Annotated in this window: 15 protein-coding genes; 10 read left to right on the forward strand and 5 right to left on the reverse strand. The window is 46.1% G+C overall.

The genetic code is table 11. The features are described 5' to 3' along the window. Nucleotides 1–94 precede the first annotated feature (94 nt). From ABDZ76_RS14795 to ABDZ76_RS14840, 10 genes are all read left to right on the forward strand, one after another. Nucleotides 95–850 carry a YrbL family protein gene (locus ABDZ76_RS14795; RefSeq protein ID WP_343807015.1) on the forward strand — a complete coding sequence of 252 codons (756 nt, stop codon included), beginning with the start codon at nucleotides 95–97 and terminating at the stop codon, nucleotides 848–850. Between the two features lie 197 nt (nucleotides 851–1,047). Beyond that, nucleotides 1,048–1,449: a ParB N-terminal domain-containing protein gene (locus ABDZ76_RS14800; RefSeq protein WP_343807018.1), complete on the forward strand. Its 402-nt coding sequence runs from the start codon at nucleotides 1,048–1,050 to the stop codon at nucleotides 1,447–1,449. Between the two features lie 61 nt (nucleotides 1,450–1,510). Continuing rightward, nucleotides 1,511–2,506, forward strand: a complete 996-nt coding sequence (locus tag ABDZ76_RS14805; RefSeq protein WP_343807021.1) for an ornithine cyclodeaminase — start codon at nucleotides 1,511–1,513, stop codon at nucleotides 2,504–2,506. Then, nucleotides 2,497–3,831 (forward strand): type III PLP-dependent enzyme domain-containing protein, encoded by a 1,335-nt coding sequence (locus tag ABDZ76_RS14810; protein WP_343807024.1) that lies wholly within the window; start codon nucleotides 2,497–2,499, stop codon nucleotides 3,829–3,831. Before ABDZ76_RS14805 ends, ABDZ76_RS14810 begins: the two co-directional genes overlap by 10 nt. Further along, complete coding sequence (locus ABDZ76_RS14815; RefSeq protein ID WP_343807027.1) at nucleotides 3,828–4,910, forward strand: PLP-dependent cysteine synthase family protein; 1,083 nt, start codon at nucleotides 3,828–3,830, stop codon at nucleotides 4,908–4,910. The genes ABDZ76_RS14810 and ABDZ76_RS14815 overlap by 4 nt, the downstream gene beginning before the upstream one ends. After that, nucleotides 4,900–6,303, forward strand: coding sequence for an MATE family efflux transporter (locus tag ABDZ76_RS14820; protein WP_343807030.1), 1,404 nt, complete (start codon nucleotides 4,900–4,902; stop codon nucleotides 6,301–6,303). Before ABDZ76_RS14815 ends, ABDZ76_RS14820 begins: the two co-directional genes overlap by 11 nt. A gap of 70 nt (nucleotides 6,304–6,373) precedes the next feature. Then, entirely contained in the window at nucleotides 6,374–7,288 is a 915-nt protein-coding gene (locus ABDZ76_RS14825) for an ABC transporter substrate-binding protein (protein ID WP_343807077.1), read from the forward strand. Between the two features lie 35 nt (nucleotides 7,289–7,323). Next, complete coding sequence (locus ABDZ76_RS14830) at nucleotides 7,324–8,319, forward strand: FecCD family ABC transporter permease (RefSeq protein WP_343807033.1); 996 nt, start codon at nucleotides 7,324–7,326, stop codon at nucleotides 8,317–8,319. Then, complete coding sequence (locus ABDZ76_RS14835) at nucleotides 8,316–9,335, forward strand: FecCD family ABC transporter permease (RefSeq protein WP_343807036.1); 1,020 nt, start codon at nucleotides 8,316–8,318, stop codon at nucleotides 9,333–9,335. Before ABDZ76_RS14830 ends, ABDZ76_RS14835 begins: the two co-directional genes overlap by 4 nt. Nucleotides 9,336–9,341: 6 nt before the next feature. Further along, complete coding sequence (locus ABDZ76_RS14840; protein WP_343807039.1) at nucleotides 9,342–10,136, forward strand: ABC transporter ATP-binding protein; 795 nt, start codon at nucleotides 9,342–9,344, stop codon at nucleotides 10,134–10,136. Here the strand turns inward: ABDZ76_RS14840 and ABDZ76_RS14845 are convergent. The 5 genes from ABDZ76_RS14845 to ABDZ76_RS14865 all read right to left on the reverse strand — a co-directional run bounded on the left by ABDZ76_RS14845 (nucleotide 10,126) and on the right by ABDZ76_RS14865 (nucleotide 16,359). After that, on the reverse strand, nucleotides 10,126–11,091 hold the full coding sequence (locus ABDZ76_RS14845) for a Csu type fimbrial protein (RefSeq protein ID WP_343807042.1): 966 nt from the start codon (nucleotides 11,089–11,091) through the stop codon (nucleotides 10,126–10,128). The genes ABDZ76_RS14840 and ABDZ76_RS14845 overlap by 11 nt on opposite strands. Before the next feature lie 80 nt (nucleotides 11,092–11,171). Beyond that, nucleotides 11,172–13,586 (reverse strand): fimbria/pilus outer membrane usher protein, encoded by a 2,415-nt coding sequence (locus tag ABDZ76_RS14850; RefSeq protein ID WP_343807045.1) that lies wholly within the window; start codon nucleotides 13,584–13,586, stop codon nucleotides 11,172–11,174. Further along, nucleotides 13,549–14,268 (reverse strand): fimbrial biogenesis chaperone, encoded by a 720-nt coding sequence (locus ABDZ76_RS14855; protein ID WP_343807048.1) that lies wholly within the window; start codon nucleotides 14,266–14,268, stop codon nucleotides 13,549–13,551. Before ABDZ76_RS14855 ends, ABDZ76_RS14850 begins: the two co-directional genes overlap by 38 nt. A 21-nt stretch (nucleotides 14,269–14,289) precedes the next feature. Next, the gene (locus tag ABDZ76_RS14860; RefSeq protein ID WP_343807051.1) at nucleotides 14,290–14,808 is read right to left on the reverse strand and encodes a Csu type fimbrial protein; all 519 of its coding nucleotides are present in this window, start codon (nucleotides 14,806–14,808) and stop codon (nucleotides 14,290–14,292) included. Nucleotides 14,809–14,925: 117 nt separating this feature from the next. After that, nucleotides 14,926–16,359 (reverse strand): amino acid permease, encoded by a 1,434-nt coding sequence (locus tag ABDZ76_RS14865; protein ID WP_343807054.1) that lies wholly within the window; start codon nucleotides 16,357–16,359, stop codon nucleotides 14,926–14,928. Between the last annotated feature and the right edge of the window lie 1,191 nt (nucleotides 16,360–17,550).

Below are 17,550 nucleotides of genomic sequence, written 5' to 3' on the forward strand. Positions count from 1 at the left end.
GCTCTGCACCAGACGTTTTTAAACGTTGCCAGAATAAATTCATCACTTGAAGCCTCAAAGCGGCTTTTCAAACTTCCCAAAGTCCGGCAATCAAATGTTGTTGTTACCAATTTCTAAAATATCCCAGTCCTCAAATAGTCTGGGTAATATCACAATTTCAAAGCAACCGATTGCCGCCGGTCGCTCCCGCAATGTTTATGCAATTTCGCATGAACCGCAATTGCTGCTTAAAGTTCAGAAAAAAGCACCGTCTCCACGCCGTTTTTTCCGCAAATGGAAATTGCTGGTGCGTATGAGAAGCTATTATAAGCAGACCATTCCACTATTGCGTGAAGTGCGTGAATATCAGCGCGTCGCCAATGAAGGTGACAGCACAACTCAGCATTTGCAAAATTTTATCAGCGTCGCCAAAACCGAACAAGGCAACGGCATTGTGGTTGAAGCGGTTTGCCGTGAAAATGGTGAATTAGCGATGACCCTGCGCGAAATGATTACGCATGGCCATTATGACAATAAAAGCCATGCTGCGTTGAATGATTTTTTAAACTGGTTTGTAAACAGCAAAATTGTTGCGGCCGATGTGCATCTCGACAATATCGTGTTTGATGAAAAGTCCCGCACTATGGTTTTGATCGATGGTATCGGCGACAAAACATTCATCCCGCTGCGGGCATGGTTCTCAAAACTGAACCGGATGAACAAAAAGCAAATTGCCAGCAATATTTATCGCCAAGTTTCAATCCATTTTCTGGAAGCCAATCTCAAGAAGAAAGCGCTTATCTGCCTGTTGGTTTTTGCAGGCACTGCCTTTGGTATCGATATTTCTGATGGCACGTTGTTTGATGGCTAGTATAATTTAGCACACAAAAGAATGTGATAGCCGGAGTATAGTATATTCCGGCTTTTTTATTGGCATCTAATTGGGAGCAATAATAACTTGATTTTTTATATCATATTATTATTGACTCTCCATCATATTAGTCTATCCTAATTTAAAGTTTATTACGTAAAATTCATTTTTAAAATCATTGCCTTACGGAGAAACGTATGAGGCTATGTAATGATAATTATATTCTTGTAGCACCCGACAAATTAACACCAACGGAAGAAATTAACGAACATCGCGCCCTGAAACTGGAGCAAGCTATAAAAGCCTGCGGTCGCTGGATCATCCCTGTCTGTGTCCATAAACACAGCTTATTTGTGATGGATGGTCATCATCGGCTCAGCATTGCAAAAAGGCTCAAACTCGAGCGCATGCCTGTTGTATTGCTGGATTATACCCAAGTTGATGTCTGTGCATGGCGTGCCGGAGAAATCATCACGCCGCATCAAATCATCGAAATGGCAAAAAGCGGCAACAAATTTCCTTATAAAACCACCCGCCATATTTTTAAAGAACCGCTACCGGCCTGCGATATTCCTTTGCACGAATTGCAACAAGAATAACCTGATTTTTTTATTTCTAAGACCTAATTTATTTCACTTTATTGATCTGAAAGACATGTCGATGTCCAAGCAATATTTATTCACGCCTGCACTTCATATTTTATCCAGAAAAGACTTAGCTGATATTGAACTGGCACCGGCAGACGTTATTCAATTAGTCGAAAACGCCTATCATTCTTATGCGCAAGGCCAATCCCGCTGCCCGACCAAACTGATGATGCCATTGCCGAATATTGAGCGGGACTCTGTCTCTTATTCCATGCTTGGTTATGACGGTGACTTACAGCAACTGGGCTTTAAAACCTCTTATCGGCAGGGCAATGATAATGCCGATAAATATTACACCACTATCAGTCTTTACGATGACACAACCGGCATGCCCTATGCGCTGATGGATTGCCATCGTGTCGGCGGCTCACGAACACCGGCAACCACAGCGATTATTGCCAAATATTGCGCGGTGGAAAATCCGCAATCGGCACTGATGGTTGGCACCGGCGCCCAAGGTATCAACACGCTGCCTTATTTGTTGACGGCTTTGCCGTCTTTAAAATATTTGCGCCTTTTCGGCACCCATCCCGACGGAATTGCTCTAACTCTTAAAACCTTTGCGCGATATTTTCCCGACCGCGAAATTGAGCTTGTTGACGATGTGCCGGAAGCGGTTGCCCAATCCGATATAGTTGTTGCTGCATCAGGGCGTGCGGCACACCCCAAGATTCAAACCCGCTGGATGAAACAGGGCGGCTTGCTGATTTCCGTTGCAAGCAAAGGCGTTGCAAGTGGTGCATTAGATGAAGCCGACTATGCCATTGCCACCAGTGAAGGCCAGCTTGGTGTCACCGGCAAAAGGCTCGCCGGAGCCGATGGTATTGCTAAAAGTGATGCGGAACTGCCTGACATTATCAGTGGCCGCAAACCTGGCCGCAATGCCGCAACCGATCGCGTTTTTGCCTTCAGCAGCGGCATGATTATCACCGATATTCCGGTTGCCCATGCGCTTGCGACCCGCGCAATTGCAGCAGGCCGTGGCACAAGGATTGAGTTATGGACATAAACCATTCAAGCCTTCCGCCGATACAAGCACCATGGATGGAAACAACCCTTCAAAACACTGAATTTCTTGAACAAATTTTCGGTATTGTTGAAGGGCCTTTCCACCTGCTTGAGCCGGAAAGTTTTGCCCATAATCTCACTGAGTTTGAAAATATTTTACAAAAACATCAGGTCAGTGGCCATGTTTTCTATGCAAAAAAGGCCAATAAAGCCGCTATTTGGCTCAAAGTTGCGGCACTTTTTAACGGTTTTGCCGATGTTGCAAGCATAGCGGAATTTGCCCATGCTTTAGCCTGCGGCATTAAAGGAACGCATATTGGCGTGAGTGGTGCGGCTAAAAGCAACGATCTGCTTCAGCTTGCGTGCCAGCATAATGCGCTTGTTGCCATCGATGCTTTGGACGAATTGCAACGTGCGCTGGAAACAGCAGATGTAACCCAACCCTTACGGATATTATTGCGCGTTTTACCACCGGAATTTCCCGATAGCCGTTTCGGATTGAATCCGGCGGACTTGCAAATTGCTTTGCAAAAATGCGTCGAAAACAGTCATCTCATCACTATGGAAGGTTTTTCTTTCCATCTTGATGGCTATGATGTTCTCCCGTGCGCAAAACTTGGTTTTCAGCTCATTGAGCAATGTCTTGAAGCGCGAAAAATGGGATTGGCTGCGCATTCCATTTCAATCGGCGGTGGCTTTGCCTGTGCATATACCACCAAAGAGCACTGGGATAATTTCCAGAAAAACCTGAACCCTGCCCAGTTTCACGGTGGTAAAACATTCACAAAATTCTATCCCTATCATCAAGCACCCACAGGCGCGGTAATGCTGGATGCAATTTTACAAAGCAAAAAGGGCGAACAAAATTTTGCACAAGCCCTCAATCAGGCAGATATCACCCTGTTGATGGAACCCGGCCGCGCTTTGCTCAATGGTGCGGGTTTGAGTGTTTTTCCGGTGCAAGGCTTCAAGCAAAATGATGCACATGGCATCATCACAGTGGCAGGATTGAGCATGAGCCTTTCCGAACAGTGGAAGGCCAGCGAATTTTTACCGGATCCATATTTAGTGCAACGCGGCAAAGAGCGCGAGCAACAACCGATACTTGCCTGCATCGGCGGTTCCAGTTGCATGGAATATGACATGCTGAGCTGGCGTAAAATCAGTTTTCCCGCCCGCCCGCGCTATGGCGATCTGATTATCTATCCCAACACGGCCGGTTATCAGATGGATAAAAATGAAAGCACTTTCCATCAGCTTCCCTTGCCGCCAAAAGTGATTGTCTGGCTGAATGAAAATGGCCTTGATTGGAGTATGGATCAATGAGCCTTCTCCATAATCAGCCATTTCCATCCATTGTTACATCGGTAAGCGCCCTGATCGGCAACACGCCGATGCTGGAGCTTGCCCGTACCGGTGCAGGCAGCCGCTTGCTGCTCAAACTGGAACAGACAAATCCGACCGGCTCGTGCAAAGTACGTATGGCGCGCGAAATGATTATCGGCGCCGAACGCGACGGCAAATTAAAAGCTGGCGGCCATATTGTCGAGCCAACCTCCGGTAATACCGGCAGTGGCTTGGCGCTGATTGCCATCGAGCGCGGATATAAATTCACCGCTATTGTTGATGACCATGCAGCGCCCGATAAATTGCGCGCCATGCAAGCCATAGGGGCTGAACTTGTCTTTGTCAAAAGCACGAATGGGGGCCCAAGCACAGTTGCGCGCCGACAAAAAGCACAAGAAATTGCCACGCAAACCGGCGCTTTCTGGCCGGATCAACATTATAATCCCGATAATAATGCAGGCTATAAAGGACTGGCTGCCGAATTACTGCGCGATAGTGGTTCAGAGATTGATTATCTGATCGGTGCAGTTGGTACAGGCGGCACTTTATGCGGCACAATCAAAGAGTTGCGCCAATGCGGTTCACATGTGAAAAGCATTGGTGTTGAACCCAAAGGCTCGATTATTTTCGGCGGCAAACCGGATAAATATTGGCAAAGCGGTGCTGGTGCGCCGCATGGTTTTACCGTCGGCAGTAATGTCGACCACAGATTTATCGATATCGGTTTAACTGTTTCAGACGAACATGCTTTTGCTGCCGCGCGGGTGGTTGCACGGCGCACCGGCCTGCTCATTGGCGGCACTGCCGGTGCAGCCGTTTATACTGCTCTGCAAAAACTGCATCTCGTTGAACAGGCAAGCACAATGGTGGTGCTGGTTTGCGATGCAGGCGAAAAATATCTCGACAGTTTTTATAATGATGCATGGTTACGCGAACGCGATCTTCTAAACCCGCGCACAGAGCAACAATTGCATCAGCGGTTTGATAGCTATCAAGCCTCCTGCACACTCGCTGCAAAAAACCTTGAAGCCGCAAGGAACATCATCTATGCGTGCTGAATTGCGTCCTTATGCCGATATTCTCAATCTGGCAGCACCGATTATCGGCATTCAATTTTCTCAGGTCGCACTCACCAGCACTGATCTGTTTATGATGGGTTTTTTAGGGCTTCATCATGTTGCGGCAGGTGGTTTGGCACTACTTTTATATAATCAATTGCGCACCATGTGCGTGGGCATGATAACAGGTGTCGGCAATCTGACTGCGGGTACGATCGGGCGCGGTGAAAAACAATCCGGCAGCACAGAGCTTGCCACAGAAACCAAAGAAGAAGTGCAAAATCTGTTGCGTAGCTCCATGCTGCTCGCAACCCTGACTTCTATTGCAGCTGCATTTCTTCTCATCGGCCTGAGCATGGTTTTGGGATTTCTCGGGCAAACAGATGATATTACCGCCCTCGCCCAACCGATCATGCTGACCCTTGCACCCGGATTAATCCCGATGTTGTGGCTCAATGTTTTGCGCCAATTTGCAGTGGGTATGCGCCGTGCCGGATCATTGATGATGGTGACGCTCATCTCTGTCGCTATCAATGCTTTGCTGAATTTCATTTTTATTTTCGGGTTGTTAGGCATGCCAAAGCTTGGCCTTGCAGGCATCGGCCTTTCGACAACTATAGTGCAGTTTGCAAGCTTTCTGATTTATTTGCGTATTGTGCAAACTGATCAGGAATTGCGTCCGCTGCTTGCGCTTAATCCGTGCCGTGCCAAACGAGAAACACTTCTTAAAATTGCCAAAATGGGATTGCCGATTTCCTTAACTTATGGCTCCGAAGCGGCAATCACCTCCATTGCAACGGTTCTGATCGGCACATTCGGGCCATTGGCTTTAGCGGCTTCCAATATCGTCAATCAGCTTGCCTATATTGTTTATCAATTCAATATCGGACTGTCGCAAGGCTCTTCAATCTTAGTCAGCCGGACATTTGCCAAAAGTGATATGGATGAAGTTGGTGCGATAGCCAGACGCAGTTTCATTCTGAGCTTCAGCGCCATGGCGCTCATTGCTCTGATTTATATATTCATGCCGCAAATTGTCCTGCAGCCGTTTTTAAAAGCCGGTCAGGATCCGGCAGTCTATCGCTATGCAGCTATTTTATTGTGGTTTGCCATTGCACATCAGTTTTTAAAAGGCTCGCAAAATATCTGCATCGGCCTGTTACGCGGCATCGGCAATACACGCGCCGGATTAAGCAACACCATCATTGGTTATTGGCTGGTTGGCATCCCTGCCATGTTTTTAAGCTCAAAACTTACCCATGCTGAGGCTTACGGCATCTGGGGCGGGCTGTGCCTCGGTTTCGCAGTCACCAACTTGTTATTATGGAGGCAGTTTTCCCGTCAATTACATGCACTCAATCTATCACCCAAAACTGTTTCATCTTTTATTTAATCAGGATTTTTAAAAAGTGCTATTTAAACACCTTAACCCTTTTGCCGTTACTGCTATTATCGGCGTTTTAATGGCCAGCTCGGCACAGGCCAATATTCAAAAACCGATCACCATCACAGATGATCGCGGTGCGACAATCCAGTTTAACCAGCAGCCGGAACGCCTCGCTGCCATTTCTTATCTTGGTGTTGATATTGCTTTTGCGCTCGGCATTCAGCCTGTGGCCACCACCTATATGGAAAAAGGCCGCGAGCCTGATTATTTGCTGGGCAAAACAGCTGCGATTCAACAAATCGGCCAGCGGGCAAAACCCAATTTGGAACTGCTTGCTGAAGCCAAGCCGGATGTGATCGTTGCAATGCGCCGTTATACGGCGGCCAATGCCGAAGCATTTCAAAAGATCGCGCCCTATATCGCTTATAATATGGAATTGCTCGATGAGAGCTATAAAGAGGTCAGCGATCTGGCAACCCTGTTTGGTAAACAGGCACGCGGTGAAGAATTAAACACTGCCTTTAAAACCCATTTACAGGAATTTGCCGCGCAAGCACCAAAAGATAAGCATCCGCGTTTTCAGATCATGTGGGCAGGCGACACGCCTTTTTCTTTCCATACCGAAAACACCGCCGCCTCCATTGTTGCTGCATTGGGTGGTGACAATATTATGAGTGCCATGACCAGCACGGGCAAATTTGGTGAAGAAGTCAGCCTTGAAACCATGCTGGAAAAAGATCCGGAAGTCATTTTTGTCTATGATGGCGGCACTGAGCGCCCGCATGAAAATAACCCGATCTGGAATGAATTATCAGCGGTTAAAAACCATCGGGTTTATTATGTCGGCGATCATTGGGTCGAAACCAATGGGCCGATTGCGCGCGAAATCGTTCTGCGGGAAGCCGCTCATTACCTCTATCCGGAGGTTTTTCCGGCCATTGATGTGAAGACGGAAGCTGCAAAATTCATGGCTGTCAAAGACGGATCATGATGCCTGCCCTCTCCCCACATAAAAGAGTTGCGCATATGAAAATATGCGCAACTCTTTTGATCCTGAGCCTTATCAGCCTTCTCATTATTTTAGCAGGGCTGCTTGTGGGTACACGCTCATTGAAGCTGCAACAATTATGGCCGATCCTCACTGCACCCAATGGGCAAATAGAATCCATTCTGGTCTGGACATTGCGACTGCCGCGCAGTCTTGCAGCTTTTACCGCCGGTGCCGGCCTTGCCGTTTCCGGCTATTTGTTGCAAATGCTCACCCGCAATCCGCTCGCAGGCCCCGGGCTCACCGGTGCAACTGCCGGTGCAGTCACGCCTATTGTGTTTTGCTTTGTTTATTTACCTGCAATTTCCTCTGTTTATTATCCGTTTATCGGCATGGCTGGCGCATTAACAGCCTCCGCCATAACCCTGCTGATTGCCGGTCATGGACAAAACAACCCGTTACATCTGGCACTTGGCGGCATCAGTATTTCACTCTTTTTAAATGCCCTCACCACCTATCTCATTCTGGCAAGCGGCGCACAGGTTCCCTCGCTGTTATTCTGGCTGACAGGTGGCTTGCAAGGGCGCTCATGGCCACAACTCCCCCCCATGCTGCCTTGGGTTATCATTGCCATTTGCGGCACATTTTATTGCCGGCGCGTGCTTGAATTATTGTCTCTTGATCCGCAAATGGCAGCAAGCATGGGTTTAGACATCCGGTTTTGGAAGCCGTGTCTGCTGATCTTAGCCATTCTGCCCGTTGCAGGCATTGTGCCAGTGGCAGGGCCTGTAGCTTTTGTCGGGCTGGCAGCCCCGCATATTGCGCGGCTTTTAGGCCAAAACAACCAAACACAAACTCTTATTTTCTGTATTTTTCTCGGCGGTTCTATGGTCAGCCTTGCTGATATTATTGCCCGTACCATCGCCGCCCCGCAAGAACTTCCCGTCAGTATCATCACTGCTTTGATCGGCGGCCCCGTCTTTATTTATCTGGCGCAAAAACGCTCAATTTCATCGACGGAAAATAGCCGATGAACCAGACAAAACAACAAATATGGCTGTTTAGCTTTTGGGTTTTTCTTGCGCTGGCAACACCGTTTATTGCTGTGTTTTTAGGCGTTGCAGATATCCCGTTCACAGATGTCTGGAAGAGTATCACCGGCACCGGTTCAGGTCACACGCAATCCATCATTCTTGATATTAGGCTACCGCGTATCATCACCGGTGCATTAAGCGGTCTTCATCTGGCTGTAGCCGGATTGATCCTGCAAAACATCACCCGCAATCCGCTGGCCGATCCCTCGATTATGGGCATTTCACAAGGCGCCACTTTTGCAGTCAGTTTGTTTTTATTGCTGACCATGTCGCAAGATTATCATGGCTCGGCAGCATTACCGGTTATGCCACTTCACTATTTGCCATCCGTTGCGCTCATTGGCGGATTATTCGCCGGATTTATCATTTATTGTCTCGCTATCCGTTCCGGTCTGTCGCCTTTGCGGCTCACTTTATGTGGCATAGCAGTGGGTGCCGTTCTGCATGCACTTGCCATTGGCCTCCTGGCCGGATGGGGTTCAAACCGCATGGAAGTGATGTTGGAATGGCTGGCTGGCAGCCTTTATGCCCGCAGCTGGGAGCATGTACGCACACTGCTACCCTATACAATTATTGGTCTCGGAGCATTGTTTTTCCTGCACAGACCGCTTGAATTGCTAAAACTCAATGCAGAAAGTGCGGCTTCATTCGGCCTAGCCTATCAAAAACATTTCACCCTTGCGCTTGGCCTTGCATGTCTGCTTGCCGCCAGTGCTGTCGGCACGGTTGGCCCTATCAGTTTTGTCGGTCTGGTTGTCCCGCATCTTGCCCGCTTTTTAGCGCGCAAGAATCCGCAGATGATCTTCAGCTTTACCATCCTGCTTGGCATGATCAGTGTCACGGCCGGCGATCTTTTAGCGCGCCTGATCGGTCAGGCGGAAGAAATTCCCGTCGGCGTGATGACCGCCTTTTTCGGCGCGCCGCTTTTTATCCTGTTACTGCGCAAAACCCGTTGAGATATCATGCACTTAAATTGCCATCATCTGACTGTCCATTATAAAAACCGTAAAGCGCTCAGCGCATTTAACTTGCAGCTGAACAAGGGCGAAATCTGTACATTAATCGGCCCCAATGGTTCGGGCAAAAGCACCGCACTTCAAACAATCGCCGGATTAATTAAACCCGATACAGGCCATGTTGATTTAAACACTATATCGCTTCATTCTTTGCCGCGCCGGATACTGGCACGCAGGCTTGCCTTTTTACCGCAGAACCCTGCTGCACCTGATGAAATGAAAGTCGCACAACTGGTGCGCCAAGGACGTTTTTCTCATGTCGGGCTGTGGCAGGCTTATCAACAAAAGGACGAAGATGCTGTTCAATGGGCATTGCAAAGCACAGGTTTGGCTGGTTTTGGTGAGCGTTTTTTAAACGAGCTTTCAGGCGGCGAACGCCAACGCGCATGGATTGCGGCGGCGATCGCACAAGAAGCAGAGGTTTTGCTACTTGATGAACCGACCAGTTTTCTCGACATTGGCTATCAGGCCGAAGTGCTTGATCTGGTTTACAAATTAAGCCGCGAGCGCGGCACGACCATTATCATGTCGATCCATGATATTAATCAGGCGATGGCGATTTGTGACCGCATCACCTTGCTGAAGGCAGGTCAGCAAATTTTTAACGGAACACCATATCGATTGGCACAAAGCAGATTGATTGAAGAAACCTTCCGCATCAAAGGAAAATTTGTCTCCATCAGAGCTGATGCCCCGCCACATTTTGATGTCGACTGGCTAAACCATTCCCTTAAAATGTAGCGGTGACAATCACTGTATCTGCATAAGAACCTGCTGCCGGCATTTGTCCTTGCTTGGCAAACAACTCGGCACAGACCTGATAATTATCAATCATATTGACCATATTACCCGTTCCGCTAAGCGTGGATTTATCATCCCAGTTCAATTTACAGCCCGGTTGCAGCAAGCGATATGGCAATAAGTCATTGTTGCTTTTCATATGAGCTACATCTTGTCGGACGTTAGATCCTTTATTGATGCTGATCGTATAGGGCGTTTGTTCCGTGCAGCGAATGCCGATATTACCATAAGCACGGATGGATTTATCGCCAAGCCCAAGCGCCAGCGCATCTTGCTTGCCAAAATCAATGTCGAGAAAATTTTCCAACTGACAGTTTTTCAAAACCGTCGCACTAACATTAAAATGGCTAATGATTGTTCCATCGGCATCCGCTATGCCGTTATCGCAATCACCATTTAGCTGCTGGCCAAATTTATAGCGAGTCACCAGTTGATAAGACGTATTATAATGTCCGGCACGCACATGATCTTGTTGCTGACGATTAAGGTAGCTGAGTGTCAGTTGCTTTGAAGCGACAGTTGCCGGAGCAGACGGCGACCAAGTATTGACATAATGCACCCAACCCGCAGTCGGACCAGCCTCCCGCCAATCTGTAAGCACCCGCGTTTCATTATCTTTAAGCTGCATTTTCCAAGCCAAACGGGCATTGTCATGTCGTGTTTGGTAAAATCGCCCGCTATATTTCTTGCTCAAATCTGCCTGCAAAGGCTGGATATAGTTGCAAAAACGGATCGTATCGTATTTTTGCGGCGAACTGCAGCTATATTCCACTGTTGCGCTGGCAGAGGCGATCTCATCGGCGACCATATCGATCTGCGTTTCGCCGAAATCAGTGATAGATTTAAGCGCACATATACCACTTGCCGCCCAAACTGGTGCCTGCGGCACTGTCATCAGCAATGCCAGAGAAAAGATCACAAGCAACAGGCGCTTAACGGCATTTCTCACGGATGTGAAGAGATTATGCATTTTATTTATAAACATGTGACACCGTCTATCTCCGGTAATCCACCCGATTTCTCCTGATAGCTAAAATTCGCGTGGCAACTTCCCAAGCCATCCGGCATGGTAATTGTAAGAGAGTTTTGACTGTTCAAATCCGTCAGCCAAACACGCCCGTCATACCCCATAACCGATGTTTTTTGACTATCATCCTGTATGACTTCCGAGCCAAGCGGCAAAACGTTTCCAGCCGCATCATGCAATATAACAGTTGCGCCATTGATTTTATGCGCTCCGAAATCAACCGTCACGCCGGAACTATAAGCAGGCATAACAATGGCTTGTGTTTCTTCCGGCTGTAAGTCGGCAGCTAAATTAGTCGGGTCAATCGTCAGCGTATTATTCTGATAAGATTGCAAATCAGGCACAAAGGCATGGCCGGATTGATTAGTCGTCGCCACCTGACGACCATTCAATAAAACCGGCATATCCGCACCGCCACCTTTGACAATAGCAAAAGCATCGCTTACGCGATTGACGAAAAAGATACCGCCGCCCGCTATAATCAAAGCGCCGTCCATGGTTGCGGTCACCCGCCCCTCTCCGCCGGCCTGATCAACCGATGCCGATAAAGAACCAACATGGCTGCGATAATTGATAGCTGCTGAACGACTGGACTGTCCGTTGAAACTTTCGCGATCCCTTAATGTCCAGCTTAGCGGAGCCTCACCCCAATATGCAGATTTCGATAATACGGTGTCGATATTGTCTTTTGAAGCACTGACCGAAGCATTCATATTGCTTTTGCCCATAGGTATACTCACACCGGCAAAAACACCAAAATTATGATGTTTTTGTAAATCCGCATAGCCACTGACATAAAGCGATATCCGGTCAAAAATTGTCCGCGACCAGCCAAGATTAAGCAAGCTTGCATTATCAGCCTCTGTTTCGCCACGCACACGGGAATAATTGATGTTGAGATAAGACGGATCAAACACAAGCGGAAACGCAACACCAACACTCAAAACGCTGTTTGCGCGTGCTGACAAAGGGGCTTTATCCCCTTGTTCACGGTCAACCACCAGTCCGATCGTGTTATATTGGCCAAAGCTTTGGCTATAATTGGCATAAAAAGAAACATTCTTATAGGCCGTGGAATAATCGAGCGATAAACGCCCGCCATTTTCGACCTTCCCATGCTGACTATAATGGCTGCCAGCAAAAGCCGCACTTACAGCTCCAAAACCACCAAGACTGGTGGCCAATCCGATTCCGCCATTCCATAAACCACGAATGGCCTCCGCATGCCCCTCAAGGGTTAATTGATTGCTTAAACCATAGCGCAAGCTGAATGAACCTGCCGGATCATTGGCATAATCAAATGAACTGTCACCATAGCGTAAGCGCGGAAAACCAAGCTCAGCAGAGAAATCCAAAACGCCTTTGCTCAGCATATCGGAATTATAAAAATAACGGTGTTGGGTTCTGATTTCACGACCCAAGGCATCGCGTAAAACAATGCTGGCATCGCCTTTATTCATGAAGGGAAGACCGCTAAAATCAAAAGGCCCAGCTGGCACATCGCCAGAATAAACTTTGATATTATTGAGATAGAGGTCAAGCGTCGATGGCACGGAAGCTGTTCCTGCCAGACTTGGTACAGGTGCTGTAACTAAATCCTGTCTAAGACTAAAATTGCGCCTGATCTGCACCCCACCAAAGCGCCAGGATGATGTCCAGCCCAAACCACCTGAAACGCCATCGCCTAATTGGTAAATAATTGCGTGCTCCGGATCTGTATATCGCCATGCACTATCCAATCGGGTTATATCGCGCCCAAGCGTATTTTTTTCATGAACATCAGGATTAAACCGCCCTAAAGCCGTTGTCGACAACACACCAAGTGAAGAAACAAAACGCGCATCAAAACTACCGCTAAAATTTTTATGCGATGACGTGCCCCATCCGGTGGCCCCATGGATTGTATAGTTTAAAATAAATGCCGGACTAACATGTAAATTGGAAAAATCAGGTTTTTCTCGCCTCAGTCCAATTTCAATCTTATTAGGGATACGGGCAGCATCAACAGCTTGAAATAATATCCGCTGCCCTTCTTCATCATAGCGCCAGGAAACACCTGACAAATTGTCGAGATTAATAAATCCGTCTTTATTCGTCAGCCGATTATCCGGCTTAAGACCCGCTAATTGCAGTTCAGCAGGTTTTGCTTGTATTTTTCCGTTTGGCTCACGTTTAAAAGCAGCTAAAATACCAGTTGGATGTTCATTCATCACAACCTCAAGAATGAGGTCGTGTATTAAAGGTATGGTGGTCGTTTGTTCTTGTGCCTGAGCAATCTGGGTGCCTGCAACAAGCAGACACCCAAACAAGGGAAAGGCTTGGTCTTTAACCTCCAGATACCACCGCAGTTGCTTTAACCGCATAATCGTCCCCTTTGGCTGTAATTGTCAGCTGATCGCCTTGCTTGAATTTGCCGGCTTTTGCCTCCCACTGCACAGTGCTACCGGCCAGAACATAGCCATTAAGACCACGCCCAAAACTGATTTGTTTATTGCCGGCAACAGCCATTAAGTTGGCAATTTTTGCGTGGCGTGTTCCGGTATTCGTAGCCGTAATTTGTACGTTTTTACCATGCTGGCGTACTTTCCATTGCAGGTCACTGGCAGCCGACCGCTTTGAAAAGAAAACCGGTAAAGAATAACGTGCCACCATATTAACCGAGGCATTACGACGGCGCACATTGATGTCCGGCAATTCGTCGATCAAAAGACGATAACTTTCCTCCGGTTGTTTGGCCGAACCCTCAAGATGCGTCACTCGTATTGTATAGGTTTTCCCTGGTTGGACTTTCACCGCCGGCGGCGTTGCTATAACATCAACGGCAGGGGTTAACTGATCTTCGCCATTGACCTGCGTCCAGATAAAAACACGTGCCTGCACGTTGGTAGGCTCTGAGCTGTCATTGCGCAATTTTACCGAAGCCGCTCGCTCTGGCACTGTTAAGTCGAGTGATACGGGCGAAACTTGTAAAGCGGCAGCTTGTGATGAATAAGGGAAAAATAAATATGCAAAACAAAACACAACAATTGAGCAATTAACTTTCATACGAATACTCCGTATCAAAAATTAATATTTAACTTCAATTGTTACAGTATCCGTATAATCGCCCGGCTTTAGTATTCCATTCGGATAAAGATTACCATAAACTGGATACTTTTGAATATTACCGTTTCCTGTTCCATATACTCTGTCACGCAGATTCCATTCTACTTCCATTGTTGGACTAGTCCACAAAAGATATGGAAGTTTTTCATTCTCAAATGTCATAGCGCGCATAAGAGGGGTATCTGTGCCACCCACAGGGTTGAGCCCTCCTCCCAAACCAATGGAATAATCAATACCATTAGAACATTGAATCTGGATACTCACATCATCATCGGATTTAACGATTTCAGTTAGGTCGGTCACTTCTTCAACTACTCCAAAATCAAGAATAGCATCCGACGTATTTGTAAGCGTACATCCACCGGTAATGCGCGCCTTAACTTGTAAGGTACCATTCGCTTGTCCTGCATGAGCAATCAAAGCTGAACTAAATGTAGGTATAATAAGAGTTGTAAAGAAAATTAGTTTTTTTAATTTCATATTCACTTCTCCCAAAATATAAAACATCAGTAATATTATTAGGGCAACAAAATTAAAAATACTCAATATCAACTATTACATAGCTATTTTTTGTTAGTGATAATTAAAAAGGCATCATCAATATAACCTGTTTTTATTCAAACGATAAATGCGGGCACGCATGGAATACCAGCCAATGATCAGCGCCGGAATAATGGCAAGTAATGAGCCGATGGTCCATGAACCAACCGGATAATCGACTGCCATTAGAACCAAAACGCCAAACAAAAATACAAGTGTTAAAAGCCCGGTGTAAGGCGCGCCACACATCGGAAAGCTGGTCGCAGCAACTTGCCGGTTGCGGATCATTATCCAGAGTTTCAACTGACATAAAATGATCACAGCCCATGCTGTAATGATGCCAAGGGATGCCAGATTAAGCGCAATTTCAAACGCTTGAGCCGGTACAATCGCATTTAACACAACTCCGATAGCAGTCACAACAGCTGTAACGGCAATGCCAACATAAGGAATGCCGTTTTTGTTCATCTTAGCCAAAACAGATGGCGCAGAACCTGAAACTGCCATGGAGTGCAATATCCGGCCGGTTGAATAAAGCCCTGCATTCAATGACGATAAAACAGCCGTTAGAACCACCAAATTCATGATGATATCTGCGCCTTGCACACCAATTTTGCTAAAAAAGGTGACAAACGGGCTTTCACCTGCGCTGTAGCTGGTAAATGGCAGCAACATTGTCAACAACAGAACTGACCCTACATAAAAAATCACCAAACGATAGATGACGGTGCGAATAGCTCGTGGCATAATTTTACGTGGATCTTCAGTTTCACCAGCAGTAGTACCGATCAATTCCATTGAGGCATAAGCAAAAACCACCCCTTGTATCACGACGAGTGCGGGTAATATGCCATGCGGAAAAAATCCACCCGCATCATGGATAAGATTAAAACCTGGCTGATGGCCGTCAATCGGCGTGCCTGTGACAACGAAATAAATGCCAACCGCTAGAAAGATCACAAGTGATAAAACTTTGATCAGGCTAAGCCAAAATTCCAATTCACCAAACACTTTCACCGACAGCAAATTCATCGACAAAACGAGAATAAGTGCTGTCATGGCAAACATCCATTGGTCGATGCCTTGCAGCCATGGCACATAATGTTTGAAGAAATTCATATAGAGCGCAACAGCGGTCACATCAGCGATAGATGTCATTGCCCAATTGAGCCAATACATCCAGCCAGCGACAAAAGCCATTTTCTCTCCGTAAAATTCCCGTGCATATGACACAAATGAGCCGGATGTCGGGCGATGCATAATTAACTCGCCTAGCGCCCGTAATACTAAAAAAGCAAAGAAACCACATAAGGCATAGATAAAAACCAATGAAGGTCCAGCTTGTGCCAAACGCTCACCTGCTCCAAGAAACAATCCTGTACCGATTGCACCACCCATGGCAATCATCTGAATTTGTCGTGGTTTTAGCGCCTTATGGTAACCGTGATCTTCTTCTTTATAAATTTCAGTATTAATAGATTGTCTCGCCATCAAGCTTCCCTAAAATCTGGGTTTGATGACACTGCTTTGCAATATTATAAAATTTATACAGTAAGTATTTATATTAATAATTATTAATGAATATGCTAAACAGTATCAATTTGATTAAAAATTTATCCATTATCTATTCCTACTTCTTTTATGCATATCTATGTTAAATAAAAACCCCTAAATATTAGGAGCTATTATTTGAAAAATAATTCAACTCAATTCTTATTTTATTTTTTTATATCAAACCCTTATGCATTAAGGATCACCATCTATATTGTGGGTGTAGATGACTCATTCACTTTAGCGTAGCCTTACCAGTTAGAACTCTTAAATAACCCCGAATTGATTTAATGCACTGTTGCAGTAAATCAAAATACAACTAAAGTACACATTGAATTATCAATCCTTCAACCTAAAATTAGTCGAAGTTTCAGGTAAAATTTATACATGTGTAATAATCACTTTATGCCGTATACTACCGTTATTATTTTCGGCATCCAAAGATAGAAAAACAGTTGAACTGTATTTCAATCTTTATAGGAAAAACGCGCAATTTAAAATATTCAGGTTCGTGAGAAGGTTAATTATACCTGCAAGGCAATACGTGACTAGACTAATCAGCTCTTAAGCACAGTTAAGTGCCGAACAAGCGTCACTACATGTGATCATTATTCAATATATAAGCTTAATTATTCGCGCTGATGCCTTCATCAAGCCTCCACCGAAATAGGTAATGAATTCACGGCCCTGTAAAATCCATAATATTTTGCTAATAACCAACCCTAAGTAGTAGACAATCACTGAAGCGCCACGACTTTACGACAACCGACAATCAGCATGGTTAAAGAGCAGCAGGCGGGACCCATAATACACAAATGCGTTGCCAATGAGTTTTTCTAGTTTAATGACACTCAACAATGCCATTTAGAAAATATCGCCACCAGAATAGCAAAACCATATACTAAGGTAATGACATTATTATCTGCACCATGCGCATTCAGTGAAATAATGGATCAAGTTGTACCCTAACAAAAGCACTTTAGCTAATAATCTCGAGCTTTTGGATTGACGTGAGCCCCGCAAACTCCTCCAGATTTTGGTAGAGTTCAATCCTTGGTAGGAGATGGACAATGAAACGCTCACGGTTTTCAGACGAACAGATAATCGGGATGATTAAAGAGCAGGAAGCTG

The organism is Paenochrobactrum glaciei (assembly GCF_039522165.1).
Taxonomy (GTDB): domain Bacteria; phylum Pseudomonadota; class Alphaproteobacteria; order Rhizobiales; family Rhizobiaceae; genus Paenochrobactrum; species Paenochrobactrum glaciei.